This is a genomic window from Candidatus Paceibacterota bacterium (assembly GCA_041663045.1).
GTDB lineage: Bacteria > Patescibacteriota > Minisyncoccia > Phycocordibacterales > GWA1-40-21 > Bog-1340.
Genome location: JBAZRH010000002.1, coordinates 127,493 through 153,739 on the forward strand (window position 1 = coordinate 127,493; position 26,247 = coordinate 153,739).

The following is a 26,247-nucleotide window of genomic DNA, read 5'->3' on the forward strand; positions in this document are numbered from 1 at the left end:
ATTATTTAGCCCAACGTACCTACACCCTATATTATACATCATCTAGTCAGGATTTTCTTTAATATAATTTAAAACATAACCAATAAATGAAAGAGGATAAGGACAAAATAATTAAATCTCTTGAAGCAGAGCTTAAGGAAGTCAACTTTCAAACTAATCTTTTGAGGAAGACATTTTCTTGGACTTTTTCACAAATAGTAGACAGGATAATACTAAGAATGTTTCCTGAAAATTCTTTCGTCAGATCTCAGTACTTGAAGTCTTTAGGTCATTTAAGGAATATTTCATATGCCGTCTACGGTTTCCTGTATCACAATCAGGCACATCTATCTGATAAAACAAGGCAAGAATTTGAGAGAAGGATCAAAAAGGCTTTTAGTTTAGGGCAAAGAGAAAAATATGAGAAGGCTTGGAATCTTATAAATTTCTCTGTAGATACAGTTTCGGATCGTTTTGGTAAAAGAGATATTAAAACTATAAACGCGGGCAATTACCCAGCAAAAACAAGGATTGCTATTATCGCAAACATTAGTTTGTATCAGTGTAAGTTTTACAGGGTTGATCAAAAAATACAACAACTTGAAAGAACAGGGATTCCTTATGACCTTTTTAATTTCTCAGAAGACATGACTTCGTTTTTCAACGTAATTTACCGCTATAGTTCTGTAATATTCTATAGAGTCCCTGCAACTTTCGACATTATTCGAGCCATAACTCTCTGTAAAGATATCGGCATTCCAACATTTTATGATATAGACGACTTAATATTTGATAATAAAAACTACCCTGATGAATATGCTAGTTACTGTGAATTAATAAGTAAAAAAGATTACAGTAATTTAAAGACTGGGACGGTTTATTTTAAAAAGGCCGTCTCTTTGTGTGATTATGGAATAGCCTCAACCATACCTCTATTAAAAGAGTTAGAGAAATATGTTTCGAAGAAAAAGGTATTTTTGCATAGGAATGGTCTAAGTTCTGAAATGATAGATTTAGTAAATCATCCAAAGATAGAGCACGACTCTACTGTCAGAATATTTTACGGAAGTGGGACAAAAGCAAATAAAGATGATTTCGAGAAACTATGTGGTAAAGCGCTAAAAAAATTGTTCGACAAATATGGCAATAAGATACAATTGACGATAGTCGGTTACACAAAAATCCCACCTATTCTTAAAAAATATAAAAATAAAATAAAAATTCTGGATGTGATACCTGAAATAGAGACTTATCTATCTTTCTTGCGAGATTTTGATATAAACATGGCGATGCTCAGACCCTCTACTTTTTCATCTTGCAAAAGTGAAATTAAATGGATGGAAGCTGGTATGTTTGGAATTCCTTCTGTTGTCAGTGCAACAGAAAATTACAAAGATATTATAAAAGATGGAATTGATGGTTTTATCGTCTCTAATGACGAAGAGTGGTTTAACGCGCTAGATAGACTTATATCAAACAAAAGTTTGAGAGTATCTGTCGGGAATAGAGCAAAGGAAAGGATTTTAAATGAATACGGATTAAAAAATCTATCACGCAATTTAAGAAAAATAATATCTAACCCACTAGACAATAACCCCGTAGCCAGAAAACGTCCCAAAATTATGATTGTAAATGTATTTTATCCACCAAATTCAGATGGCGGAGCTACTAAAGTCGTATATGAGAATGTAAATTATCTAAAGAATAAATATGGTAATGAATTCGATGTGGAGGTGATAAGCTCTTTTGATGGTAAGGACTATCCTTTTGATACTAAGATCTACGATCACGAAGGGGTTAGGGTCACATCGATAAATATTCCTGAAGATCATAATGTCGACTTTAGAATAACAAATTTAAGAGCGGCTAGAATCTTCTCTGACATTCTAGAGACTAGAAAACCAGACCTTATTCACTTCCACTGTATACAAAGATTAACAGCATCCATAATAAAACCAGTAATTGAGAGTAAAATACCATATATCATTACAACTCACGATAGTTTTTGGATATCAAAATATCAATTTTCACTAAATGAAAAAGATAGAATTAAACATTATGATTTTTTCAATGATACAAAAAATCTAACAGGATTTGATTATGATGGATACAGTAAATATCTTTTGATTAAAGAAGCACTAAAGAATGCCAGAAAGGTTATCGCCGTGTCAGAAAGTTTCGCAAAACTACACATTTCTCTTGGTATAAAGAATGTTATAGCCATACCAAACGGAATCTCAAAAATGCCAGAGATCAATAAAATCCCCTCAAAAAACGGTAAAGTCCGTCTAGCGCACATTGGGGGGCCACATCAGCACAAAGGGTTTTGGTTATTTAAGAAGGCGGTTGAAAAGACCAGTTTAAATAATATAGAGATAATTATAACGGACGGAACGATAAAAAGCGGTGGGGTTCGCCATGAGAAGTGGGGCAATGTACCCGTAAAGATACTCGGCCGTGTTCCTTTCGAGCAGGCACATAGATTATATGAGCAAATAGATGTCCTTGTGGCTCCTTCTATCTGGCCGGAAAGCTTCGGGCTTGTAAGTAGAGAAGCCCTAAATTACAATACTTGGGTTATAGCTTCTGACAGAGGCGCAATAGGAGATGATATAGAAATCGGTAAAAATGGTTTCGTGATTTCCGTAAACAGTAGTAAAAATCTAGAAAGAGTGTTAAAAGAAATAGATCTTGATCCTAAGAAGTATTCCGGACCGATTCTATCAAAACCAAGTATAAAAAATATAGATGAACAATCTGAGGAGATAGTTAGACTATATAAACAGATACTAAAATATGAATCGAACTAAGGACTCTGTCTGTGTTTAAATGTATTCTCCACCGATTTCATGATATAGTATTTATGTGTTTGGAATTATCCTTGGCTTAGTTATAACAACAATACCTTTTTCTTTAGTTTTACTCTTCAGGAATAAGCTCCTTGGATTTTTATATATTGTCACCTACCAGATTTTACTTCATCTCACATTGGCGATGTTGGTGCAGTCTCTGCAAGTATTTTCTTACTCCGTAGTTCTCACTATCCATTCTGTAATAGCCACCACAGTAGTAATCACTTTATTTATAAAAAGACAGAGTATAAGTAAGATAAAAATTAATTGGTTTTTTGTCTTAGCTCTACTTATAGTATTTTTTCAACTCTGGTCTGTGCACTACTCATACACCGGAACTATAAGCACGATCAACGGCTATAGAGAAACCGTAAACAATAAATATATCTATCCGTATTTTTCAGATGAGTGGGTAGAGATGTCCTTGGTGAAATACTCAATAGAAAATGAGAAGTTACCAATAGTAAATCCGTTAATAAACAAAGCTCGCTTTATAAGCCCGGTGCTCCCCTTCTTTTCTTTCTTATCTGAAGTCTTTTTGATATTAAAACTTGACCCGCTCACACAATTTCCCTTTCTATCAATCTTATCCGGCTTATCCATCTGCTCACTTATCTATCTTATCTTAAGAAAAATAGGTATAGGAACAGCCATATCACTCTTGATTTTCCTCTCAATACCATACATCACAAACGGCGCCAATCTCCCCGGTATTTGGTTTTTAATCCCATTAATAATGGGGATTATCCTATTCCTGTTAAGTGTTCTCTCTTTTATTTCAGAAAATAAAAAGCTGGCTTTGATTAACTCGATACTATCTGTTATCTTTTATCCCCCAATGATCGTCTTTTCTTTTCCGATTTTAATAATTATATTTCTTAGAAAAGAGGCTGGAAGAAATAACAGGTGGCTAATAATATCCGGAGTAATTCTATTTATAATATTAGCAAGTACTTCATATTTTATCTTTAAGGAAGGTACATGGGGCTATTTAATGTCACTTATCTTTAGAACAAATCTAGAAAGTGGAATACCACAATTTAATCCTTTAAACATAATTCCTTTATGGTTATTAATTCCTGCAATCCTGGGCATATTTACAGTTCTTAAAAAAAGACTGTGGATCATAATATGTCCAATATTGGTTGGAGCAATCTTCTGGTGCGTTTATCTATTCACACAAAAAGTGTTCATTATAGACTATCCTAGAGTCGTGGTTATAACCTCCTTACTTATATCAATACTGTCTGGAATGGGAATACGTTTAGTCGTAGACAAGATTAATAGTAAATGTTCCTGGCAAAAGAGAGTGCCGGATTTGATCTGGATGATTATTATAGTAAGTACTTTTGCCATTGCTTCACCTTACTATACGGCAAATTCTTCTTGGAAAAGACTAACCATGAATATAGGAGTTGGACAAAAAGAAATTCTTCCGGCTTCACCGTCAAATACATATCTTACAAATGACGACTTACGGCTTTTCCAAAACATAAAAAAGAAAAGGTTCATTTCAGTGCCATGGAAAGGTCTTGTAATAGGGGCAGCGACAGGTAATTATCCTATTGAATCAAAAGCCTCAATAATTACAAATAAGTTATATTCTTATAACGGTTTCATGTCTGGAAACTGCACAACTAAAATAAACACCTCTGATAAATTCAGAATTGATTATGTTTATTCAAGACCATTTTCCTGTGATTTTTTTGAAAAAATCGGAGAAAGTGAAGAAGGGTTGATCTTGTACAAATTTAGTAATAAGAGATAAACCAAGCTTAGCCAATATTAAAATATACTGGGCTTGGCGTATTTTAATATTGTTTATCTCATACTACCCTCAAATCTAAGATGAGGAAAATCTCCAGAAACCTCAAGCCAAGTATCTGTAAAATTCCAAGCATTCATTGGCGCATTTAAAGAGCTATAGAAATATGAAAGCCCTCCGTTATCATCATTTATCTTCGTACAACCAGTATCACCTCCAGAGTAACAGTTTGTAGCGCCATCTCCAATGTTATCATACCAGTATGTATTAGTGATGGTTGCATCATAATTCGATATACCCCCAATACTACCAGAACAGTTGATAGCCCCTGTAGCAAAACTATTCTGGATAGTTTGAAAATGATGCCCCACCAATCCTCCGCAACCTTCTGCACTAATATCTGTACTTACTACACTTGTAGAGTAAGAATTTAGAAGAGTAAATGATTCACCCGGATACATACAGCCGATGAGACCTCCGGTTTGCACTGGCCCTGTCCCGTTATTATGAGCAGTTCCTGTAGAATAAGAGTTGCTTATCAAAATACTACTACCACCAACATCTCCGATTAACCCCCCTACAAATATTCCTTGTGTACTATTTGTTCCTCCATAGACATCCCCGGAAAAATAGGCCTGGTCAAGGGTAGAATTTGTCCCCAAATAACCGAGTAATCCTCCGGTTGTATTTCCACCACGAGAAACTCCGGTCGCATAGACTAAACTTAAAGTAGAGTTACTAATCACTCCACCGACAAGTGAGCCGGTATCGTGTTGTCCGGTTATATCGACGTTTTCAATACCGACTTTCGTGATGGTTGCACCTCCGACATACCCAAATAACCCTACACCATTAACTCCTGGTCTATTTATATACAAATTGGTTATTTTATAATAATCACCACTAAAAATACCTGCAAAAGGAGAAGCATAAGTACCAATTGGTTCAAATCCAGAACCACCATTCCAACTTACAGTATCCGAACAATCTATATCATTCGTTAAAATATAATTTGCTAATAAGTCAGTATTTATTGCTTGTAATTCTGTACAATTAGTTATTTGAGTAGTTAGTAAACAAATATAATCAGAAGAACTACATAAACCTGACTGACAGTCTGTTCCTTGGGTACAAGCCTCTCCTACGCCAGCAAGAGGTACATAACTCCCTGCCACCGCCAAATACGTCGTCCCTGTTTTTATATCAGAAGCAGAAAAGAGATTTGTAAGAGCAGAATATATCTGTGATATAGAGTGCATGGTGGCACCTACAACACTGCCTGTGGTAAGAGTGTGGGAGGAAGATGTGACTCTAATACCAGACCCTTGTGTAAGATTCCAAATATCTTCAAGAGAATAGCCCGTCACATCTGGTGATGTAAGCGGCGCGAGAGAAGAGGAAGAAGCAGAAAGAGAAGATGGTTTAGCCTCACCAGCTGTGGCACCGAGTTTGGTGATACCGTCGGCTAGATTAATAGGATCTACCAAATTGGCCAATAGAACATATAATTCTCCTATAGAATGTGAGGTAGTAGCTATAACTTCTGTAGTTGTAGATAAAACATGATCTCCTAAGGTAGCTGTGGTATTGTTTTGTATAAGATTATACAAATCAGAAAGTGTGTAAGAAGTTGGTCCAGGTGTAACAGCGGGAGAAGGGGTGAGAGAGCCAGCTATAACTACGACAGTGAGAATACCGAGGGAGAAGAGAGTATAAAGAAGTGTACGTTTAAATTTAGGCATTGGTATTATTATACATAAATATGGGAAAGAAGGGAAAGGGAAAAATGAAGATAAATACTTTATTAGCCATAAAAATCCAGTGGTGATTTTTATGGTATAATTTCACCCATATGTATCATCAAAAAATCAGACATCTTGTCCATTCAACGGGTAAAAAAGCCATGTATCATGGCAGAAGACATTGGAAAAGGATACTTCTTAGTTTTATCGCTATTGGCTTTGTATTTTTGGGCATCATAGCTATCTGGATATCTACATTTCAAATGCCAGATCTAAACTCTTTTGAGGCTAGAAAGGTTGCCCAGTCTACAAAAATATATGATCGCACTGGCAAAATCTTACTATATGATGTTCACGAAGGAACAAAAAGAACAGAAATACCTTTTGACAATATATCCAGAAATCTTAAAAATGCGACGGTGGCAATAGAAGATGCTGAATTTTATCAACATCGTGGTATCCAGCTCAAATCTATTTTCCGTGCAATACTTGCCAATATCACAGCTGGTGGATACAGCCAAGGCGGTTCCACTATCACCCAGCAAGTCGTGAAAAACTCTCTTCTCACCACAGAAAAAACAATTTCAAGAAAATTAAAAGAGTGGGTGCTTTCGCTTAAAATTGAAAGAATACTTACAAAGGAGCAGATCCTCTCTCTCTATTTAAATGAGGCTCCATACGGTGGAAATATTTATGGTGTTGAAGAAGCCTGTAGGACTTTTTTTGGAAAAAGCTCATCAGAAGTTTCACTTGCCGAAGCGGCATATATAGCAGCAATACCGAAAGCTCCAACGTATTATTCCCCTTCTGGACAAAATAAAGACAAGCTCAATGATAGGCAAAGACTTGTCCTATCAAAAATGCTTGAAAATAAATTCATCACTCAAGATGAATATGATTCTGCGAAGAAAGAGGTTGTCCAGTTTCAGCCCCCAGCGATATATGGAATACGCGCACCTCACTTTGTAGAATTTATAAAACAGTACTTAGTAGACAGGTATGGTGAAGAAGCGGTTCGGGAAAATGGTTACAAAGTAATCACAACATTAAATTATGATTTACAAACCAAAGCCGAAGATATAATCAAGAAAGACACGCCGGATATGTTAACAAAATTCAATGCTTCAAATGCGGCTGGTGTAGCTATAGACCCAAAGACTGGACAAATACTTGTTATGGTTGGTTCAAAAGATTATTTCGATAAAACAATAGATGGTAATTTCAATGTGGCCCTCGCCGAGAGACAGCCAGGGTCAACCTTTAAACCATTTGTCTATGCAACAGTCTTCAATAAAGGATATACTCCGGACACAGTAGTCTTTGATGTACAGACAGAATTTCAAAGCTCGTGCACGCCCCAAGGAGAACAAGCGACCTCGTCTATAAACAATTCTGTCTCTACGTCGTCTGCCGATGCTTGTTATATGCCTCAAAATTACGACGAACAATTTAAAGGTCCGATGAATCTCCGCTCCGCACTTGCGGAATCTAGAAATATCCCAGCTATCAAAGTTCTATACCTTGCTGGAATAAGGGATTCTATCGCTACGGCAAAATCAATGGGTATTACAAGTCTAAACGACCCAGACAGATACGGTCTCACTCTTGTACTTGGGGGTGGAGAAGTTTCTCTTCTTGAAGAAGTGAGCGCTTATGGAGTATTCGCAAACAATGGTGTCCGCCTTCCTTACACTGGTATTCTTTCTATTGAAGATTCCGTAGGAAATATTGTTGAACAATACACACCAAAACCGCAAACAGCGCTCAATGAAGAATCTGCATTAAAAATAAATGACATCCTTTCTGATGACGACGCAAAAATACCTGCGTACGGATATCACTCGGTAATGTATTATCCAGGGAGGAAGGTCGCTTCGAAAACAGGTACAACAAACGATTCTAAAGATGCCTGGATACTCGGCTATACACCTAGTGTAGTCTTCGGAATGTGGGCAGGAAACAATGACAATACACCAATGATAAAAAAGGTCGCAGGGCTTATCGTGTCCCCTACGTGGCATGAGATTATGAATGAGATATTAAAAACTGTACCAAACGAAACCTTCAAAAAACCTCAACCAGTAGATCAGACGATTAAACCTATTCTACGCGGGGTATGGCAAGGAGGTGAAACATATCTTATTGATAAGATCTCGGGAAAGCTTGCGACGGATCTAACACCACCAGAGACAAAAGTAGAAGTCGCTATACCAAATATACACTCAATACTTTATTGGATTGACAAGAATAACCCAACTGGCCCAGTGCCACTGTCTCCAGCAAATGATTCTCAATTTAATAACTGGGAGTTTGGAGTCCAGGAATGGTTAAAATATAATCTACCAGCATCTATAATAAAGCCCGCATCCTATGACGACGTTCACACCAACGCTAATAAACCAAAAATAAATATTCTGGTGCCAATTTTAAATTCAGTCTATAACGTAGACGACAGAGTTTCTGTTTACTCAACAATTAATTCAAGATATCCTATTTCAAGAGTTGATTTCTACTTAAACGACCTGTTTGTTGGCTCATCGACGGCTACACCGTTTTCTATTACGTTCGTCCCGTCATCTTTCGGTGTAAGCTCTGGAGATAATCAACTTAGAGTTGAAGTTACTGATTCTGTCTATAATAGAAGTGAAGCCATAACAAATTTGAAGATAAAATAAAGGCTCCCTCACCCCACTTTCTTCACTAATAGCTCCGCAGTCTTAAAATCATAGTCATTTCATATACGAAAAATCTCTAAGTCGCTTCGCTCCAGCAGTCAACGAGATTTTTCTATTCCATTCCTTGATTTTATAGACTGCTACGCTAGATCGTTCAGAAGGTGGGGATTCGGTCGCTCACAGACAAGTAAAATATTGTATAACTAATTAAAAACTTTAATTTTTTATAATACCTCCCTCACCTTCCCCTCCGCCTTTTTATTTAAAATTTCTAAAATCTTCGTCTTTTTAAGAAAAATTTCACTTTTTATAATAGGTCTTTCATTTATTCTAGCAATTCCAGCCTTGACGACCACATTTTTCGGATCTATTTTTATTTTACAAACATCATTCACTGCTTCAACAACAGAATTACGTAAAAAATCTCGCGAGAACGAGAGAATCTTAAACTTTTCCAGATATTTTGCGATATCAAACATTTTTATATATTTCTGTTTTTTGAACTAGTTAAAAGACCTAACGTAAAAAATTACTTCATCTGTCTAAACTCTTCTATTATATGCCCAAAGATATCACTCAATACTGCATCCCACTGAAAATAACCCTTCTTTTTTGCAATTATATTATCTATGCCAAAGCCGTGATATTTAAATCTTCCGAGTGTAACCTTTGGTATCTGTAATTCATGTAATAAAGGGGCGATTGAGTCCACAGCTTTCGCAAACTTAGCATCGAGAGTCTTTTCCTCGCTATATTCTGTAAAGTAATTGTACAAATAATCCGGAAGTGTCTCCTTTGCAAACTTATCTTCTAACCTCTCGTGTGATTCTGATTTTATATATGTAAGAACATCTCCGACTTTAGTTTCCCCTATATCGTGAATAGATAAAATAATTAAGACCCTGCCCAGATTTACTTTGTCTTTATTTTCAATAAATTGATGTAAATATGAAGCAATTATGGGTAAATGCCCAACATGTTCAATCAACGGCTCTCTTATCTCTTGGGAGTCATAGTTATATTTCTTTAATAATCCAGGGCTTATTATATTATTATATCTTTCCTCGGTTACTATTGACCTATATGTATTCGCATAATCTTTTTGGAGCTTGAGAAGGCCCTTAACTATCGCGGGGGTATCTTTTTTTTCTTTCATAAAGAATAATATAAGTAAATTACAAACAAAAACCTCAGTTTACTACTATCTGTTCATCGGCATCACAAGATATGTAAATGTTTTGTCTGACACACCGCGTATCACCAAAGGCTTATTAAGACCATTGAATGATAAAGAAACACTATCGGAGGCTATAGATGGTAAACAATCCACGATATATTTATAGTTAAAATTAACTTCAACCCCCTCTCCGCTTACCTTTGCCTCTATTTTATTTGTATTTTCCCCTATATTCACATTTTTCGTCCTAACTTGAATACCATCTCCCCCTGCCGGCACAGAAATATTCATCTGATTAAAATTATCAGAAAAGATATTTGATATTTTAAGTGAATTTACAAGATCTTGTTTCAAAACTATTACATCTGTTTTAAATTCTTTTGGTAAAATTTGTTTATAATCAGGAAAAGCACCGTCTATAACCCTTGAAACCAAGTAAACACCATCAAAAGTGAAAGAAATTTGATTTTTTGTTGAATTTATCTGTATTTCTTCATCAACATTGTCTATAATTTTCAAAATATCTGACGCATTCTTGAATGGAATGAGTACCACCGGCAAATCCACCACCTTTCTGGTCTTTATTTTCTTTTCAGCAAGCCTAAACGAGTCTGTCGCCACAAAAACAAGACTATCTTCCTCGGAATGTATATAAATACTTGATAACTCTGGTTTTACACTAGATGTGGATGAACTGTAGATAACCGACCTTATACCGCTTAATAAGTCTTTTGAACTTACTTTACATGTCTTTCCTTCGTCTATCATTGGCACTGTCGGAAAATCATCTACTGAAAAAGTCTTAATATTAGCCTCACTACTAGAAGAAGAAATTTTCAACAAGTTATCCACAGTTTCAAGCCTTAAATTTTTATCATCCGTAAGATTATTCAAAAAACTGCTTATAATCTGTGCTGGAATAGCTATCTTCCCTTCCTCCTCCACTTTAACCGGTATAGAGATCTCTAGTCCAAGATCAAGATTTGTCGATCTAATCACCAAAGTATTTCCTTTTGTCTCAAATAATAAACAAGAAAGAACAGGAAGTGTTATATTTTTACTAGCCACCTTCTCTGCTTTACTGACCGCCATATGAAGTTTTTCTTTTAGACATTCTATTTTCATAGTATTTATTTTTTTAACTAATAACTAATTATAATCATTATGTATGTTAACTTGTTTAAAACTTTTTTTACCTTTATTTATAAATATATATTAAGATTTAATTTTTATTTAACTGTTTACTATTCTATGATAACTTTTTACTTATTTTTTGTCTCAGACTTATCCATTCATTCTAAACAATTTATAATACATCTTATCCATAACTTATAAACAACTATTTCAACATTGAACGTATTTGATTTATCTCTTGTACTAGCTCCGTGTTGGTTTTTAGATCATTCTTTATTTTTTCATAAGAATGAATAACTGTGGAGTGATCTCTGTTGCCCACTTTTTCACCAATTGATGGGAAAGAAATATCGAAATCTTCTCTCAAAATATACATAATTACCTGTCTTGGCTTGATAATTTCCTTTTTTCTACCTTTTTCATAGATTTGTGACTCTTCTATATTATAAAATTCAGATATTGTTTTAATAATATCTTTTATCGAGATATTTTTCTTTGGTTTTGCTGTATTTTTAACCAAATCCTTAATTTCTGTGATGGTAAGTTCTCTGTTTCTGAGCTGCGACTGACAAAGGATAAGGTTCAGAATACCCTCTAATTCCCTTATATTTCCCTCAATAGACGAAGCCAGGTACTCAATAACATCGTTTGATAACACCATATTCATCAAAGAAGACTTTTTCTTGAATATTTGTATTCTAGATTCAAAATCAGGCTTATGAATTTCTACAATCATACCAGCGTTGAAGCGAGATTTAATACGGTCTTCTATGTCTGGTATAAAATTTGGATGTTTATCAGAAGAAAGTATGAGTTGTTTGCTATTTTCATGAAATCTGTTGAATAAATGGAAGAATTCCTCTTGAGATTTGTCTTTTTTAGATAAAAACTGTATATCGTCTATAATAAGAACATCAAATTTTTGATATTTTTCTTTGAAATGATTTATTGTGCCATTTGCAAGCGAGTTTAAATAATCATTTACGAATTTTTCGGAAGTCATATAATAAATTTTCTTTCCACCCTCCGCAGTCTTAATATGATTCCCTATTGCCTGTATAAGGTGTGTCTTGCCATGCCCAGTGCTTCCAAATATAAAAAGTGGATTGTATGTCGCCTGCTTCTTTATGATTGCTTGTGAAGCCGCGTGGGCGAGTTCGTTGAAAGGGCCGATAACGAAACTTTCAAAAGTGTACTTTGGATTCAAATTATCGTCTCTGTTTACATAAATATCATTTAAAGGAAGAGAATTACTTTGGGGAGCCTCTTTGATGGTGTTTTTAGGCTCATCTTTAGATACCAAATACTCAATATTTCTAATATTTTCCCCGAAGGTTCTAAGATTTTTTAAAATATCCTTATGATATTTGTTTATAAGCCAGTCTTTTACAAAAACATTTGGCACAGCCAAACAAACAACCCCATCTTCCTGTTTAATAATATGTGTATCTTTAAACCACATACTAAAGTTGGCTTTCGATAGAGTGAGCTCTATTTGTGCCAACACGTTATTCCAAAGGGTTTTATTATCTGACATAAAAAATTTAACAGAGTTAATTATAAGTTGCCGCAGCTGTTTATAGAAACTCATTTTTGTTTACAAGCTGTGTATAAGCGGTGGATATATAATAAACCAAGAAAATAATTTTACATCTTTACAAAAAAGTTTTTTTGGTTTATACTTCCCTACATGTCAGTCACATATCAACCAAAAAAGAAAAAGAGAGCGAAAGTCCATGGCTTTCTAGAAAGAAGCAGAAGTAATTATGGTAAGAGAGTTTTAAGAAAGAGAAGGCAGAAGGGTAGAAAGAAACTCACCGTTTAATCGACAATTCTGATTGTCGTCCCAGCGGAGGCTGAGAACCAATCATTATAATCTGAAAAAGGAGCTATGAAAGCTCCTTTTTAGTTGATACAATATAAAAATGTTAGCCAGAAAGTATAGAGCTACAAGGAAGGACATAGAAAATGCCATAAAAGGTGGTTTTACCGTGGATTCTGGTATTTTATATGCCAAAATCTCCAGAAAAGACACTGAAAAAGCAGGTTTTGCTATTGTTGTATCGAAAAAAGTGGAAAAGACCTCGGTTGGCAGGCATCTTATAAAAAGGAGGGTAAGCGATGTCCTTGAGAAGAATTTATCAAAATTAGGCTCGAATTTTAAAAAGACGGTAGTATTTTTTGCAAAAAAGCAGGAGAAAGTGCCAGAATATGCGGAAATTAAAAAGGGTGTGGAGGAAATTCTGTTAAAAGTCTTTTGATATTTAGTGACAACCCCAGCACCAAAAGTCATACGGACTTGTGCTTCGCCCATAAGGAAAGGGCTATTCGCCCACGCACTCGTCCTAGGGCGGTGCGGGGTTATGGAAAATATAGCCGCTTCGCTCGTTATTTTCCAATAAAAAACCGCGATTTCTTCACTTATCCTTCCCTTTCGGGGTTGGATAAGTGAGAAATCGCGGTTGATTGTCATTGTGCCGATTTACTTTTCGGCCTTGGCCGTGACAATCTTCGGATCAACGAGCCGTTGCAGAGCGAGTCCCATTTCGGCGAGCTTCGCCTTCGAGGGACAGATCATGATGTGAAAATGATTTGTGTCACGGGAGGCAGTTTGGGAGCTATTAGCCATATAAACCGCACCCCAATTACCGTCATCGAGACCCATTTTTCCCATGAAAGCGTCAGCCACGAACACAGTTTCACCGAGCAGTTTTGCTTGGTCTTGGGTGGCAAGGTCTTTCCACAGCATCGGTTCACCGCTCGACCCATTCACACCCCAGATGAGGTGGTAGCCGAGCACTTCGCCGTTTGGTCCTGTTGCTGCGCTTTTTCGCGAATCGGTCAGATAGCGCTGGTTTTTGGCTCCTACCGCTTGCGATACATTCAGTATCACAGCTTCCAATAACCCTGCCGGGATTGGTTTAATATCCATTTTCTTCTCCTTTTCCTGTATTTTTGTTGTTTTTCAAAAGGAAAGCCACAATAGCCTTCCCAACTCATTCGCCTACAAGTATAGCAAGTATATATTCGTCTGTCAAGCTCCCCCTAAGGGAGTGCCCTCCTTTCCTCTGTAAGCGAGCGAGACTTGTGATTTTTGAGCATTGCCGAGAACCGATATCTTTTATGTAGGCGAGCGAAGCCGAGCACTTTGAAATGTTTATCTGTCTTTAAGCGAACGAAATCATACCCTTTCTGGAAACTTGCGAGCGCGGCTGGCGCGAGCACGAGGAATTTTTTAGCAAAAAAATATCCGTGTTCCAGAAAGGGTATGGTTGAGTGAGCGGTTAAAACATTCAAAGTGCTCGGCGAGTGAGCCGTTTGTGTATTTACCCTTTTTCGGTTAGAATCATCTTGTGATACATTTTATATTTCAAAACTTCTTTTATGCACCGCTTTACAACGGTATGATACTTCTTCTCGACTATATCCCATGGATCAATGTCGGTGTAGCTGTCATACTATTTACCTGTATTGTAAAAGTTATTCTCTTCCCTCTTTCAAAGAAGTCTATCAAGACTCAGCTTGAGATGAAGAAAATCGAGCCAGAGCTCGCAGAAATAAAAGAGAAGTATAAAGATGACAAAAAGGTACAGGCCGAAAAGATAATGGCGATGTATAAAGAGCGAGGGATCAATCCTTTTTCCGGTATTTTACTTATGTTTCTCCAATTGCCCGTACTTATCGCCCTCTACTATATCTTTCTCCAAGGCGGACTTCCAAATATAGATCATTCGACACTTTATTCCTTTGTAAAAGCCCCGGAAAGTGTAAGTATGATGTTTTTTGGCATAGATGTCGGTGCAAAGAGTATTATTTTTGCCCTTCTTGCAGCACTCGCACAGTTTTTCCAAATGCAACTTACAATGCCGAAGACCGTAAAGCCAAAGGATGGAGATAAAAAGCCGACGGGATTCAAAGATGAGCTGGCAAAGAGTATGAATATGCAGATGAAATATGTCATGCCAATCATTATTTTTCTAGTTGCCAAGAGCTTCCCTGTTGTAGTATCTTTGTATTTGATAACAAGCAGTTTGTTTGCAATCGGTCAGGAACTTTATATGAAGAGACAGATGAATAAAAACACCGTTAAAGTATAAATATATGGATAATATAAAAATCAAGACTTTAATAGAAGGACTTTTAGGACAACTTGGCGTTAAGTTTGATGCCGTAGAAATAAAAGAAGATGGTCTTACGGGCAGGACAGTCTTTATTATAAAGAGCTCTGATTCCGGCCTACTTATCGGAGAAAGGGGCGAGACATTTCAAGCACTGTCGCATCTTATAAAGAGGATGGCAAGTAAAGGACCAGAAGAGTCTTCCATACAATTCGCTATTGATGTAAATGACTATCAGAGCAGTATGGTTGATAGATTGAAGCTTAAGGCTATTATGCTCGCAAACAGGGCAAAAGATTTGAAGAGTGATGTAGAAATGGAGCCAATGACTGCATATGAGAGACTCGTAATACACGGGGCTCTTACAGGAGAAGCAAATATAAAAACAGAATCAGCTGGAGAAGGGAAAGATAGAAGAGTAATTATAAAATATATAGCCTAGTCAGATAATAGAGGGGCACTCCGCCTTTTTTGTTTTTATATTCTAAGTCCCCAGAGACTCAAATCGTTTTTATTGGTAAATACGAGGTATTTGTCATCAGGACTTAGTTTAAGATCAACCGTATCTATTTCTGCGGAATCACTTCTACCAATCTCATAAAGCATATTCGTTGTCCCTTTCTCCACATCTATTTTCCAGATATTGTCTGAAAATGATGTAATCCCCTGATACCATGAGTCAGGATAGCTCCCAGTCGGAATATTTTTGGGTACAGCACAGTAAATTATATTATTGTCAGTGTTTGACCACACGCACTTATCTGAAAAGGTTGAAACTTGTAGACTCTTATCGTTATTATTTCTTATATCATAATGACTAAGTCTTATAGAACCACGTAGGCTTTCTGAATATATCATGCTGGTAGCATCCTTTCTGACAAGTACCGTAAGACCGTATTTGTTGCCGAGTATTCTATCAAAAGAGTTTGTATCTGTATTTAAAAAGAATGTATACCCGGCATTTTTAAATGTTGGCTTGGTAGTAAATGGTATTATTGAATTTTTCGGCCAAGAAATAATCCAACTAGATATTTGTGAATCGAAGGCTTGTTTTTTATTCATCCCGTCGATTGAGGAGATAACCCCGTAGCTTCCATTACCATCTGTTTTCTTGATAAGGGCAAAAGCTTTATCCCCTGCCGGGTTTATCACCACAGAGTCGGCATTCGGCGAGAGAAAACCCCCAATCATTTCACCCAGAAACTCATTTGAAGAGCTACTTGAGATTTTTATTTTACCGGAGAAACTCGAAATAGCGTTTGTATTTTCGTCCAGATATCTCATTATTAAATTACTACCATTTATCCCCCACACAGACTCCTGGATTTTCGGTATAGTTGTGTTTGTTATCCTCAGGACTTCTTTCGAGTCTGTTTTTGCTTCCTGAATGTTTCCTGTGGATCTATCCACAAATCTTATTTTAATAATACCGTCTTTTATAAAGATAGTCGCACCGGATACTGGAGAGGAATAGATTTGTCTTAGTTGTGGAACTTCACCAGCTGTTTGTTGTGATGGGGTGATCGTATTGTTACCAGTTCCTGTGTTGTCCGCGGTGGTCTTATTCCCAGGAGTGTTTCCGAAAGGTAGTGACGTGGTGCCGTCCGTAGTTACTGGAGCTTGACTTTGATTACCACCAGAAAAATAGAACCACAAAGATCCTATGATTAGTATGGCAACAATTGCAAGTGTTAAAATTATAGCGTTCTTCTTTTGCATATTTTTTATGGAGTATTAACTATCCGATTACCTGTAAAATCCACCAAAGCAGGATTGATCGTGTACAGTATTAACCAAGAAACAAGAGCTAAAGCTAATCCGTATAGAGCGTTTTCAATTTTTTCTTTACCATCCTCTTTTCCGGACCATGAGTCTGTTGTCATATAGAGAATTCCACCCCAAGAAATCATTACCACCGAAAGGACTACTGCGATGGCTATACCAAAGTTGAAAATATCTCTTAAAAAGTTGCTGAGATTTGAGGTCTGTATTTTTCCGTCTACTAGGCCGACTCCAAGTTGACTGAAAGCGCTTGGTTCGAGTGGTGTGTACCCCAACGGCTCGGCAGCAGTATGGATAACTGGACTAAGAGACAGTATTAGAAGTGTAAAAGACAGAAAGGTTATAAAGTGTGCGGATATCTTTGTTATTTTTTTACTCATATTATTTTCTTATTTAATATTATTCCCCAAATGTTACACTGAAGCCATTCCCTGCATATTGGAAAATCCTAGCAAGGTTTTCAATCTGGAGTGATATTGAGGCGACACCGCTTGTTCTACCGCTTTGTTTCAAGAGTAGCTCATTTTTATTACCTGGAACACTCACCGTACTCCCGTTTACAGACCATGAATATGTGGAGTCATTGCCTATTGCACTGTTTAAATTGAAGAAATACGGTTCTGCAACTACTTTTAACTCTTCCCTATTCCCGAGGAAGTAGTTGCTATTTATTGCTTTATTAAAAAGTATTCCATATAAAGGACTATTCTCATAGAAGATAATTTTGGGATCGCTCGGAAAGATATTTATAGATTGACTGGCTATAGGGTTTCCTCCTGAGTACGATATATCGAGACTTACATTTATATCTTTGATGGGGACGCTACCGTTTACGATGAGGACACTTTTACCCAATCCAGAAGAGTCTCCGAGGACTATGCCGTCTTTTATCCATTTGAAATTCAAATTATTTGCACCAACTTTTCTACCGTCTTTTATTATGTTTGGTATAGCGATTATCTTCACGCTTCCTTGGCTGACAAAATATGCCTTACCTTTATACAACGGCGGAATATATGAATTGGTCTCGAGAATAAGATCTACTTGCGTCGGGTTTATCTCAAGATTTCTTTCTATTTCCTCACCGTCAGGAGTTGATACCACGGCACGGACTTTTGTTATTTTACCACTATTGCCGGTCTGCGTATTTAACAGTTTCTCGCCCGTACCGCTTTTTCTCATTATGCCATCTACGTACCAGTAGATAGTAGATCTGTCTAAATCCACAGTGTCGCTAGACAAACTGATCGCAATGTCTTCATTTGGATTCGGATTTGAAGGAGATAGATTAAGCTCTATTGTAGAGATGTTATTTGCTGTTATTTGCTGTGCCAGGGAAGTATTTTCTGTCAACGAGAAAATTACTAAGAGGATTAGAACTATTGATAAACTTTTTCCTAGAAATCTGATCATTTCAAGATATATTATATCACAAAAGCTTTTTCTCCTATAAGTATGACCTTGTGTACAAGTATCACTTCCCTTGCAACATATTGAGCTCTTCTTTTGCTCTTTTTATAGACAAAAGTTGTGATGGATCTGATGTTATTATCTGGTCTTCTGTGTATGAGGATATAACCTTTATGGCAACATGTTTAAGACCAACGAAGAATATCCCCTCTCCTACGTCAGATTCAAGAAGTAAATATTTCTCTTCATCTGTAAGATTGAAAACTCTTTGGAGATTGTCTATTACTGTTGGTGATTGTTTAAGCAAGATCTGTATTGAGGAGTTTGCAACGATCGGCTGTCCATAAGGTGATTTTAAGAAATCGTCGACGTCTTGTGTGATTGTGGCTAGACCAAGGTAATATTTTCTCCCTCTCTTTGCGAGAGAATAAAGGAAAGAAGCTGTGTCTTCGGATTTCATCATCCACCATGCCTCATCTATAACCATTAGCCTTTTTTTGAGATTTCTTCTGATCGCGTTCCAAATATGGTGGGTAACAAGATACATCGCTACCGGTTTTAATTCATCTTCCATATCTCTTATGGAAAAGACGACGAATTTGTGGTTTATATCTATGTTGGTTGGTCTATTTAAGAATCCTGCCCATGTACCTCTTGTATATTTAGAAAGTTTTTGGACAAGACCTTCAGCCCCTTCCATTCCAGAGAGGACAAGCTCAAAGTCTGAAAGAAGTGGAGGTTCAATATCTGTAAAATTAGAATCAGGGGTTATGTCTTTGAGTGCGTAAGTTTCTGAAATGGCTCTGTCTATGATCGCGTCTTCTTCTTGTGTAAGACCACCGAACATAATCCTAAAGATTCCAACGAGGTTTATAATATTTGAACGCAAAACGTCGGCTGGAGATTCATCCTCTCTCGGCATGGGGAGATCAAAAGGATTTATATGGCTGTCGGAATTGAGAGAGACATTAAAAGATTTGCCTCCAGTGGCTTCTGCCAGATACTCATATTCCTTTTCTGGATCGATAACTATAACATCTGTATCAAACATCAAGCTTCTTAATATCTCAAGTTTGGTCATGTAAGATTTACCAGACCCAGACTTCGCAAAAGTTATTGAGTTGTAGTTTTCCAAAGAGAATCTGTCAAAGAGCACCAAGCTGGAATTATGTCTGTTTATACCATAAAGAACGCCCTTGTCTGACGTGAGGTCGAATGAAACAAAGGGGAATAAGCTTGAAAGCGGTGAGGAGTTCAATTTGGAATGCACACCCAACTGATCGTCAGCTATCGGTAATACGCTTTTATAGCCCTGTTCTTGCTGGAATAAGGCAGGTTTTATATAAACCAGCTTTGATTCCAAGATTGATTTGATTTCTGATTCAAGTTTATTTAATTCGTCTTCATTGTTGGCATAAAGGCTTATATAAAGTCCTACATCGAAGAGTTTTTCTTGTGCTTGCTGGAGATTGTCGCGCAGGGATTCAAGATCTTGATACGCTGTATCTAACATCGGATCTCTCACCAGACCCCTTTTCTCCCTAGCGTTTATCTGGCTTTGTACCTCAGCAACCTTTTTTTGAAATTGTCTCAAAACTTTAGCTGTGTCTATCGGGTGTATAAAAATTGAAACATTAAAGACTTTATCTAGATTTATAATGGGAGCAAACCAGCTCTCTGTTAGAAAACGGGGATACGAGATGACAAAAAATGTTCTGACTATTTTCTCACCGAGATTAAGTTCCTTCGGAGATATTTTAAGGGCAGAAGGAGCAATAATATCTTGCAACTCCAATACCCCCGCTTCATATATTTCTTGCGGAAGAAAAGAAGTGAGTTGTGCCTCTTTTGTAATATCTTTTTTTCCAAATAAATTACTAAAAAATCCCATATTTATACTGTTATTATTGGTTTCTCTAGATCACCAGGGTTGAATGTCTTATAAAACAATTCAACGACTTCCTCTGTGCCAAGCTGGACGCTTCGTAGTCCGCACCTTGTAAGGCCTTGTTGTACGGCCCCTACCCTCTCTTCAAGCTGTAGTCTGTTCTGGTCGAAGTTATCAGTTTTCTCTTTCGCTGCTTCCGCCAGAGTCTTTTTCTTTCCCAGTATAGAGGATATAGGATTTGAATCAGAGCTCACTATAGTTTGGCTATAAGGAATGACAACAAAGAAAGATTTTGTCATGATACTTGATTGTTCCACAAAAGATTTTACGAATTGTATATATTCTTTTATTTGCATTTTCATAAGGTCGCCAAGCTCATCTTTATATCTTCCTTCCAAGAGCGATATGTAAGGTCTAATATCAAGTTCGCGCGACTGAATACTGATTTGTACAGAGAAATCTAAGGAGTTTAAAAAGTTCTGAAATTGCATAATAATAGCTTGTTGTTCGTCTGGAGATTTTAGTGCGAAGTTTAAAGATGAAACCATCGTAATCGCCCTCATTGAACCATCTTTAAGAATCACGATTCCATCGCGTATTTCTTTTATCGGTACGAAATCTTGTGTTGGCTTGGAACTAGTCATTACAGATATTATAACTCAAAAATGCCTAAATTATAAGCATATATGTTAATTACTTTTTGTTGTGTGTGGTAGGGTTTAGGCTTTCATTAATATCTAAACTCCATGTGAGGTCTTTTAGCTTGCTTTCTGAAAGTTTTGGAACGATAAGTATTTTCTTTGCCTCTTTTATAATGTCTCCCGGTCTTTCTGCCGGTGTTTTATCTACTTTTTTCCATATATATAGACGGTTACCGAGGAAGTAATAGAATGCAGATTCGACGGTATCAATAAAAGGTTTACCATTTGTCTTGTAGAATGCGAGGGCAAGAGAAAATGCCATTACTATGAGTATGAGTGGGATGGAGATTATTTTGTATGATATATAGAGATATATAACCACAGAAAGACCAACCCCACCAGCCAAATATATAAATTCTTTCAAGGTTAATGGCCCAAAAATTTTATCTTCTATTTCTATAAATTGTGGGACTTGAAATTGCATTTTGGTTTTATACTATTGGTTCTTTATACGGATCATATTTTTCTGGTGTTTTCGATGGGAGTTTGCTACTTTCTTCTATAATTATCTTTTCTTTCGGTATTCCAATTGCTTTCGAGAGTTTTTCTTCCACTATATTATCTAGCGGGGATATATTTTCGTGAAGCGGCTTTGCAATTTTTATAGCAAGGTCGCTCACTTTTGCCGGTACAATGGCTTCTCTTGGAATTTCCAACTCCATTGAAGTTTCTTTCTTCACCTCTACACCGTTGGCAAATTTTTCTAAAGGATATTCTGGGTTCGCACTATTGGACTTTAATGAACTTACCGATATGGACTCTTCTCTTCCTTGTATGGTAGAAGGATTCTCTATTCCACTAAGGATTTTATTTCTAATTTGTGCGTCTTTGTCTGCCGTTGGAATCTCTTCAGGGAATACAGTATCACTTATTTTTTTCAATGATTCGCGTATGTTTTTAAATATAAGCGTATCAACATCATTTGCTATTATCAAGGCCTTATCCCTCGGTATCCCTAAATTTTTTGAGAGATTGCTGACAAAGTCTTTCAAAGACTGAACGCCGAGCAATATAAGAGTCGTTTCTGTTTCTAGCCCCCCAGCCTGGTCAATAAGAAGTTTATTTTTATTAGATATCTCTAATAGTTGGGAGGGTAACTTTTCAGAAAGAACAAATTTCTGCACCTCGGTTGGTAGGCTTTTATATTGTTTTAATAAATTTATTTTTAGAATGTCATTCATTTATTTATTTTTCCTTCTTAGATTCCCCTCCCTTTACATCTTTATTTTTGCCTTCAGATGTCTCTTCTTCATCACCTTTTTTATATCCAGAATCCTTCAGGAATTTTTTAAATTTGCTTAATTCTGAATCCTCGGCCTTATATTGTCCACCCTTAGCCGCTCTCATTTCATTAGCAAGTTTTTCTCTGTCTTCCCTAGAAAGTCCAGTTGCAAAGAATCCTTGATTTGGCAGTTCTGCGATGAACTTATTTCTAGCCGCAGTCTTTTGAGCTATTTCAATGTCTATTGAATCTAAAGATTTCTTTAGGGTATCTGTAGAGGTTCCCATTTCTCCTGCGACTGTGTCCATCATAGCCTTTACCCTATCGGAGAATTCTTTATGTGCATCCGTAAGTACTCCTTGGGCTGTGTCGATGCTATTTTTATCGCCAAGGGCCTGAGCCGCTTCAAGGTTTTTCTTCGCTTTCTCCAATTTTTGTCTAGAGGCGATATCTTCTACATCATCTGATGACATTATTCTATATTCAGCTTGCGCGCTTATGTTTTTCTTTGTATCTTCTATTTGGTTTCGCCTCTTTATGGCGTCAGCTGGTCCAAGTTTATTAGACATCTCTACTAGTTTCTCCGTGCTTTCTTTTTGAGATTGTTTAAGTGTCTTTTCTAATCCCTTCAGATCGATTTTTCCAGCAGTTACCTCCTTGGTTAGACCCATTATCTTGTTTCTACCGTAATTGTATAGTACTCCACGAGCGCCAGGGGTTTTTGTAATTCTTCCAGATGCTAAACTGCTAACTGCTGAACCAAGTCTCGCAAGTCTACCTGCTCCGGCAGCTGCGACACCGACACCACCTGCCGCAACCGCGACACCGCCAGTGATAGCTATTGCAACGATGGCCAGTACTGCTTTTATAACCTTATCTATTATTCCCCCAATAGCTCCAGACATTTTTTTTGTTATCTTCATTCCAGAAATAAGGATTCCCATCACTATGGCATAGTAGAAATATCCTGAAGTGTTAAGGGCAAAGCCACCAGTTGCGCTTTTGATTGTCTGGAAAGAGTTGCCCACCTGCATCATCTTTATCACTATAAACATAAAGAAGAGGAAAACTGGAGCTACCAGGACTTGGCTTATCAATGTAGACCACCATTCTGCAGATTTTTCTTTTAACCATGGGATAGTGCCGCCGATAAAAGCTACAGGAGAGGTTATAATAAGAAGTATTAGCATAACAGATCTTCCTATAAACAAATATATTGCATATGAAAATGCCCAACAAGTGATGATTGTCATGGCAAGCTGAAGTAAAAGCATTATCATCATATGTGTTTGTCCACTATATGACAATACTGATATGCTAAAGAATGATTGTAAGTTTAAACCATTCATCAACAATTCGCTTAGCCCGAGCGCTTTTAGACCAACAATATTGTTATATAAGACAACGGCCAATATATTTCCTATATCGATAATTAATTTAGCTACAAACATACTAAAGTTGATAAAGATTGCACTCAATACTACATTCATTAGGGTTGTCTTTGCTTTTATTCCAAAAGAACCAATTATTTTGGTGATAGCTATATAAAGAAGTATGAATATAAAAGAGACATTTATTATATCCCTAAGCATTTGCCACGCAGTAACAAAAGCACTGCCTTGTGAAAACATTTCTGAAAAATTTATTATACTGAAACGTATAGCAGCGTCAAAAATCCCAGCAGAAATAGCTAAAGATACAGAAGCTATACCAATTAGTGTGTCGATCGCAGTCGATGTCTGTAGAAATACTGGTAGCGACAACACGCCAAGTCCGAAGTCCCCTATCTTAGCCCATACGGAAGTGTTATCTGTGGATGTTGCGTAAAGGTTGTAATCTATATTTTTGTTGCCGTTTCCACTTGCGGCGACTGCATTAGATAAGGTATTTCTATCTGTTGTATTTGTTATAGGAGCGGTGGGAGCACCAAAGGTAGATGGGGTGGCCCCGGTACCAGCTGCTACCGCTTTTAATACTGGCAAAATTCCCACCAAGAATGTGGCGAGTAAGAGACATGCAATTGATTTTATAAAAAATCTTTTCATCTACTGGACTAAATTATAACACGCAACAGCAATAATCTTAAGTGAAACTGTGAACTACTCAATATCTATTGTTGTACCTGTTGCCAAACTGGATTTATCGGGCATGCGGTGGTTGTATAGTCTATATAATGGCTCTTGCTGTTATTGTTTAACCAGCTCAATATGTCGGCATGTAATGTTGCTGTTGATGTGCTGTTTTGATTTATCGATGTGACTTGGGGAGCCTGATTGTTTATCAATGTGTTATCTTGAGTAGAATTTACTGTATTCAAGATATTTTGAAGGGTTGTAATATTTGCTTTTGTAATATTCGTGTTTTGAGCAATTATTTGGGTATTGAATCCTACTGTCGGATTAGCTGTTCCATTAAGAACGCTAATAACATTTGTCCTTATCATACTGGCTCTAAGGTTGTCGGTGGTGTTGTTGCTATAAGGAGGCATATTACACGCGCTTGAACTTGCAAATTGAGCTATTGCGGCACCGAGTGTAGAAGATGCTTGTAAGTAATTGCTTAAATTGGTTTGTTGATTTGAAATAGCATTGTTTATGGTTGTTATGGCGCTAGACTTTATAGAATTGGTGTTGTTACTGACAGAATTTTGACTTTGATTATAATTCTGTATAGCGTTACTTTGTTGATTTTGAAGTGTTGAAAGTTGTTGATTGAGTAGTGCTCGGTAATCAACTGTCTGACTCTGACTATTACCGAGAAGACCCTCTTTTAGTTTTGTGAGAGCTTGTGTAACAAGTTGATTGAGTAGTGCGCTAAATATTGCGTCCATTCCATTTGTAACTGTTGTTTGCAGTTCAGTAACTCTCTGATCTGATGTGGCTGCGAACCCAAATTTCTCAGCAATTATTTTTCCTGGAGTTGTTGTTATACAATTTGTATCTGTATATTCTTGACCACTATCTGCCTCGTCTAGATTCAAAGCGCCAATATTAGTATTGGCTGGTGGTCTATAAAGAGGGCTACCAGAGAAAGTCTTTGATGTTCCAGTGTTCACCTTTGTCAATTCCCCGTCTTCACCTATTGTCACTATATATTTTTGTTCGGTACATTTTTTAAAATCCAATGCTCCACCGCTCCAGCTTAGGGGACCTGTGACGTCAGAAAGTTTTTTGTCGCCAACCTTTAGATCTAGTTCCGCTTTTGCCATGAGAAGGGACCCAAGCTCTGTATTTTGGGGCTGTGTTGAAATCTGAAGCCATGAATCCCATCCCCCACCCTCTATGAAGTTTCCTGCCATGAAATCGTTATATGACCCTTGAGCATTTTTTAATACACCGCTTAGAGTACAATTTATTTGTTTCTGGAATGGTTTATATATAAGTCCTAGGGCTAATTTAATCCTTGTCTGGAATGGATAACAAAGAAATCTTAAATTCGGATTATTAAATATGAAATCACCGACAGCTTGGTCTCCGGCATTTTGTAAGAACTCGCTCGGATTGCTTATAAAGGCAGGGTTACCTTGGAAACCACTATCAATCCATTTTACGGTCTCGCTGACGAAATATTGCACTAGGGATATAGCCATTTGTCTTCCCGCTTTTGATAAAAATGGTGATAGATATGTATTCCATAGATTTATAGCATTATCATATACAGGAATACCTTGTGCCCTAGCTTTTTCTGGTGGTGCGACAAAATAAGATAAAGGGAATACAAAAGTGAAAATCAGTATCAATGGTATAATCTTTGTTTTTATTATCGACTTACTCATAAGGGTTTATTCTTAATATTTTAACTC

The 26,247-nt window shown here is 36.8% G+C and carries 22 protein-coding genes; 7 read left to right on the plus strand and 15 right to left on the minus strand.

What is annotated here, in order from left to right; all coding sequences use genetic code 11:
• The first annotated feature begins 86 nt into the window (after positions 1 to 86).
• Positions 87 to 2,789: a glycosyltransferase gene (locus WC631_02800; protein ID MFA6227378.1), complete on the plus strand. Its 2,703-nt coding sequence runs from the start codon at positions 87 to 89 to the stop codon at positions 2,787 to 2,789.
• A 55-nt stretch (positions 2,790 to 2,844) separates the two neighbouring features.
• Positions 2,845 to 4,599, plus strand: a complete 1,755-nt coding sequence (locus WC631_02805; GenBank protein MFA6227379.1) for a hypothetical protein — start codon at positions 2,845 to 2,847, stop codon at positions 4,597 to 4,599.
• A 53-nt stretch (positions 4,600 to 4,652) separates the two neighbouring features.
• Here WC631_02805 and WC631_02810 read toward each other — a convergent pair whose 3' ends face one another.
• Positions 4,653 to 6,338, minus strand: a complete 1,686-nt coding sequence (locus WC631_02810; GenBank protein MFA6227380.1) for a hypothetical protein — start codon at positions 6,336 to 6,338, stop codon at positions 4,653 to 4,655.
• Positions 6,339 to 6,448: 110 nt separating this feature from the next.
• Here WC631_02810 and WC631_02815 point away from each other — a divergent pair, with 110 nt between their 5' ends.
• Entirely contained in the window at positions 6,449 to 9,013 is a 2,565-nt protein-coding gene (locus WC631_02815) for a transglycosylase domain-containing protein (GenBank protein ID MFA6227381.1), read from the plus strand.
• Positions 9,014 to 9,237: 224 nt separating this feature from the next.
• On the opposite strand, the gene WC631_02820 is transcribed toward WC631_02815, so the two are convergent.
• The 4 genes from WC631_02820 to dnaA all read right to left on the minus strand — a co-directional run bounded on the left by WC631_02820 (position 9,238) and on the right by dnaA (position 12,861).
• The gene (locus WC631_02820; GenBank protein ID MFA6227382.1) at positions 9,238 to 9,492 is read right to left on the minus strand and encodes a hypothetical protein; all 255 of its coding nucleotides are present in this window, start codon (positions 9,490 to 9,492) and stop codon (positions 9,238 to 9,240) included.
• A 50-nt stretch (positions 9,493 to 9,542) separates the two neighbouring features.
• A complete protein-coding gene (locus WC631_02825) occupies positions 9,543 to 10,169 on the minus strand; it encodes an HD domain-containing protein (protein MFA6227383.1) in 627 nt (208 codons plus the stop codon).
• 45 nt (positions 10,170 to 10,214) lie between these two features.
• Positions 10,215 to 11,315, minus strand: a complete 1,101-nt coding sequence (gene dnaN / locus WC631_02830) for a DNA polymerase III subunit beta (protein MFA6227384.1) — start codon at positions 11,313 to 11,315, stop codon at positions 10,215 to 10,217.
• A gap of 214 nt (positions 11,316 to 11,529) precedes the next feature.
• The gene (dnaA, locus tag WC631_02835) at positions 11,530 to 12,861 is read right to left on the minus strand and encodes a chromosomal replication initiator protein DnaA (GenBank protein ID MFA6227385.1); all 1,332 of its coding nucleotides are present in this window, start codon (positions 12,859 to 12,861) and stop codon (positions 11,530 to 11,532) included.
• Positions 12,862 to 13,014: 153 nt separating this feature from the next.
• On the opposite strand from dnaA, the gene rpmH reads away from it, so the two are divergent.
• On the plus strand, positions 13,015 to 13,149 hold the full coding sequence (gene rpmH, locus WC631_02840; GenBank protein MFA6227386.1) for a 50S ribosomal protein L34: 135 nt from the start codon (positions 13,015 to 13,017) through the stop codon (positions 13,147 to 13,149).
• A 100-nt stretch (positions 13,150 to 13,249) separates the two neighbouring features.
• Complete coding sequence (locus tag WC631_02845) at positions 13,250 to 13,585, plus strand: ribonuclease P protein component (GenBank protein MFA6227387.1); 336 nt, start codon at positions 13,250 to 13,252, stop codon at positions 13,583 to 13,585.
• 221 nt (positions 13,586 to 13,806) lie between these two features.
• Here the strand turns inward: WC631_02845 and WC631_02850 are convergent, their stop codons facing one another.
• A complete protein-coding gene (locus WC631_02850) occupies positions 13,807 to 14,256 on the minus strand; it encodes a hypothetical protein (protein ID MFA6227388.1) in 450 nt (149 codons plus the stop codon).
• 421 nt (positions 14,257 to 14,677) lie between these two features.
• On the opposite strand from WC631_02850, the gene WC631_02855 reads away from it, so the two are divergent.
• Positions 14,678 to 15,421 (plus strand): YidC/Oxa1 family membrane protein insertase, encoded by a 744-nt coding sequence (locus WC631_02855; GenBank protein MFA6227389.1) that lies wholly within the window; start codon positions 14,678 to 14,680, stop codon positions 15,419 to 15,421.
• Positions 15,422 to 15,425: 4 nt separating this feature from the next.
• Positions 15,426 to 15,884: a R3H domain-containing nucleic acid-binding protein gene (locus WC631_02860; protein ID MFA6227390.1), complete on the plus strand. Its 459-nt coding sequence runs from the start codon at positions 15,426 to 15,428 to the stop codon at positions 15,882 to 15,884.
• 35 nt (positions 15,885 to 15,919) lie between these two features.
• On the opposite strand, the gene WC631_02865 is transcribed toward WC631_02860, so the two are convergent.
• The 9 genes from WC631_02865 to WC631_02905 all read right to left on the minus strand — a co-directional run bounded on the left by WC631_02865 (position 15,920) and on the right by WC631_02905 (position 26,220).
• A complete protein-coding gene (locus WC631_02865; GenBank protein MFA6227391.1) occupies positions 15,920 to 17,161 on the minus strand; it encodes a hypothetical protein in 1,242 nt (413 codons plus the stop codon).
• 5 nt (positions 17,162 to 17,166) lie between these two features.
• The gene (locus tag WC631_02870) at positions 17,167 to 17,604 is read right to left on the minus strand and encodes a pilin (protein MFA6227392.1); all 438 of its coding nucleotides are present in this window, start codon (positions 17,602 to 17,604) and stop codon (positions 17,167 to 17,169) included.
• A 19-nt stretch (positions 17,605 to 17,623) separates the two neighbouring features.
• Positions 17,624 to 18,637, minus strand: coding sequence for a hypothetical protein (locus WC631_02875; GenBank protein MFA6227393.1), 1,014 nt, complete (start codon positions 18,635 to 18,637; stop codon positions 17,624 to 17,626).
• A 61-nt stretch (positions 18,638 to 18,698) separates the two neighbouring features.
• The gene (locus WC631_02880) at positions 18,699 to 20,525 is read right to left on the minus strand and encodes a DUF87 domain-containing protein (GenBank protein MFA6227394.1); all 1,827 of its coding nucleotides are present in this window, start codon (positions 20,523 to 20,525) and stop codon (positions 18,699 to 18,701) included.
• Positions 20,526 to 20,527: 2 nt separating this feature from the next.
• On the minus strand, positions 20,528 to 21,166 hold the full coding sequence (locus WC631_02885) for a hypothetical protein (protein MFA6227395.1): 639 nt from the start codon (positions 21,164 to 21,166) through the stop codon (positions 20,528 to 20,530).
• 49 nt (positions 21,167 to 21,215) lie between these two features.
• A complete protein-coding gene (locus WC631_02890; protein ID MFA6227396.1) occupies positions 21,216 to 21,647 on the minus strand; it encodes a PrgI family protein in 432 nt (143 codons plus the stop codon).
• A 7-nt stretch (positions 21,648 to 21,654) separates the two neighbouring features.
• On the minus strand, positions 21,655 to 22,404 hold the full coding sequence (locus WC631_02895) for a hypothetical protein (GenBank protein MFA6227397.1): 750 nt from the start codon (positions 22,402 to 22,404) through the stop codon (positions 21,655 to 21,657).
• Between the two features lie 4 nt (positions 22,405 to 22,408).
• Positions 22,409 to 24,490 (minus strand): hypothetical protein, encoded by a 2,082-nt coding sequence (locus tag WC631_02900; protein MFA6227398.1) that lies wholly within the window; start codon positions 24,488 to 24,490, stop codon positions 22,409 to 22,411.
• Between the two features lie 65 nt (positions 24,491 to 24,555).
• On the minus strand, positions 24,556 to 26,220 hold the full coding sequence (locus WC631_02905) for a hypothetical protein (GenBank protein MFA6227399.1): 1,665 nt from the start codon (positions 26,218 to 26,220) through the stop codon (positions 24,556 to 24,558).
• Positions 26,221 to 26,247 lie beyond the last annotated feature (27 nt).

Bases quoted from the DNA above. Each gene is read 5' to 3' on its own strand.
- WC631_02800 (MFA6227378.1), top strand. From the start codon at position 87: ATGAAAGAGGATAAGGACAAAATAATTAAATCTCTTGAAGCAGAGCTT.
- WC631_02810 (MFA6227380.1), bottom strand. From the start codon at position 6,338: ATGCCTAAATTTAAACGTACACTTCTTTATACTCTCTTCTCCCTCGGT.
- WC631_02815 (MFA6227381.1), top strand. From the start codon at position 6,449: ATGTATCATCAAAAAATCAGACATCTTGTCCATTCAACGGGTAAAAAA.
- WC631_02820 (MFA6227382.1), bottom strand. From the start codon at position 9,492: ATGTTTGATATCGCAAAATATCTGGAAAAGTTTAAGATTCTCTCGTTC.
- WC631_02825 (MFA6227383.1), bottom strand. From the start codon at position 10,169: ATGAAAGAAAAAAAAGATACCCCCGCGATAGTTAAGGGCCTTCTCAAG.
- dnaN (MFA6227384.1), bottom strand. From the start codon at position 11,315: ATGAAAATAGAATGTCTAAAAGAAAAACTTCATATGGCGGTCAGTAAA.
- dnaA (MFA6227385.1), bottom strand. From the start codon at position 12,861: ATGTCAGATAATAAAACCCTTTGGAATAACGTGTTGGCACAAATAGAG.
- rpmH (MFA6227386.1), top strand. From the start codon at position 13,015: ATGTCAGTCACATATCAACCAAAAAAGAAAAAGAGAGCGAAAGTCCAT.
- WC631_02845 (MFA6227387.1), top strand. From the start codon at position 13,250: ATGTTAGCCAGAAAGTATAGAGCTACAAGGAAGGACATAGAAAATGCC.
- WC631_02850 (MFA6227388.1), bottom strand. From the start codon at position 14,256: ATGGATATTAAACCAATCCCGGCAGGGTTATTGGAAGCTGTGATACTG.
- WC631_02860 (MFA6227390.1), top strand. From the start codon at position 15,426: ATGGATAATATAAAAATCAAGACTTTAATAGAAGGACTTTTAGGACAA.
- WC631_02865 (MFA6227391.1), bottom strand. From the start codon at position 17,161: ATGCAAAAGAAGAACGCTATAATTTTAACACTTGCAATTGTTGCCATA.
- WC631_02870 (MFA6227392.1), bottom strand. From the start codon at position 17,604: ATGAGTAAAAAAATAACAAAGATATCCGCACACTTTATAACCTTTCTG.
- WC631_02875 (MFA6227393.1), bottom strand. From the start codon at position 18,637: ATGATCAGATTTCTAGGAAAAAGTTTATCAATAGTTCTAATCCTCTTA.
- WC631_02880 (MFA6227394.1), bottom strand. From the start codon at position 20,525: ATGGGATTTTTTAGTAATTTATTTGGAAAAAAAGATATTACAAAAGAG.
- WC631_02885 (MFA6227395.1), bottom strand. From the start codon at position 21,166: ATGACTAGTTCCAAGCCAACACAAGATTTCGTACCGATAAAAGAAATA.
- WC631_02890 (MFA6227396.1), bottom strand. From the start codon at position 21,647: ATGCAATTTCAAGTCCCACAATTTATAGAAATAGAAGATAAAATTTTT.
- WC631_02895 (MFA6227397.1), bottom strand. From the start codon at position 22,404: ATGAATGACATTCTAAAAATAAATTTATTAAAACAATATAAAAGCCTA.
- WC631_02900 (MFA6227398.1), bottom strand. From the start codon at position 24,490: ATGAAAAGATTTTTTATAAAATCAATTGCATGTCTCTTACTCGCCACA.
- WC631_02905 (MFA6227399.1), bottom strand. From the start codon at position 26,220: ATGAGTAAGTCGATAATAAAAACAAAGATTATACCATTGATACTGATT.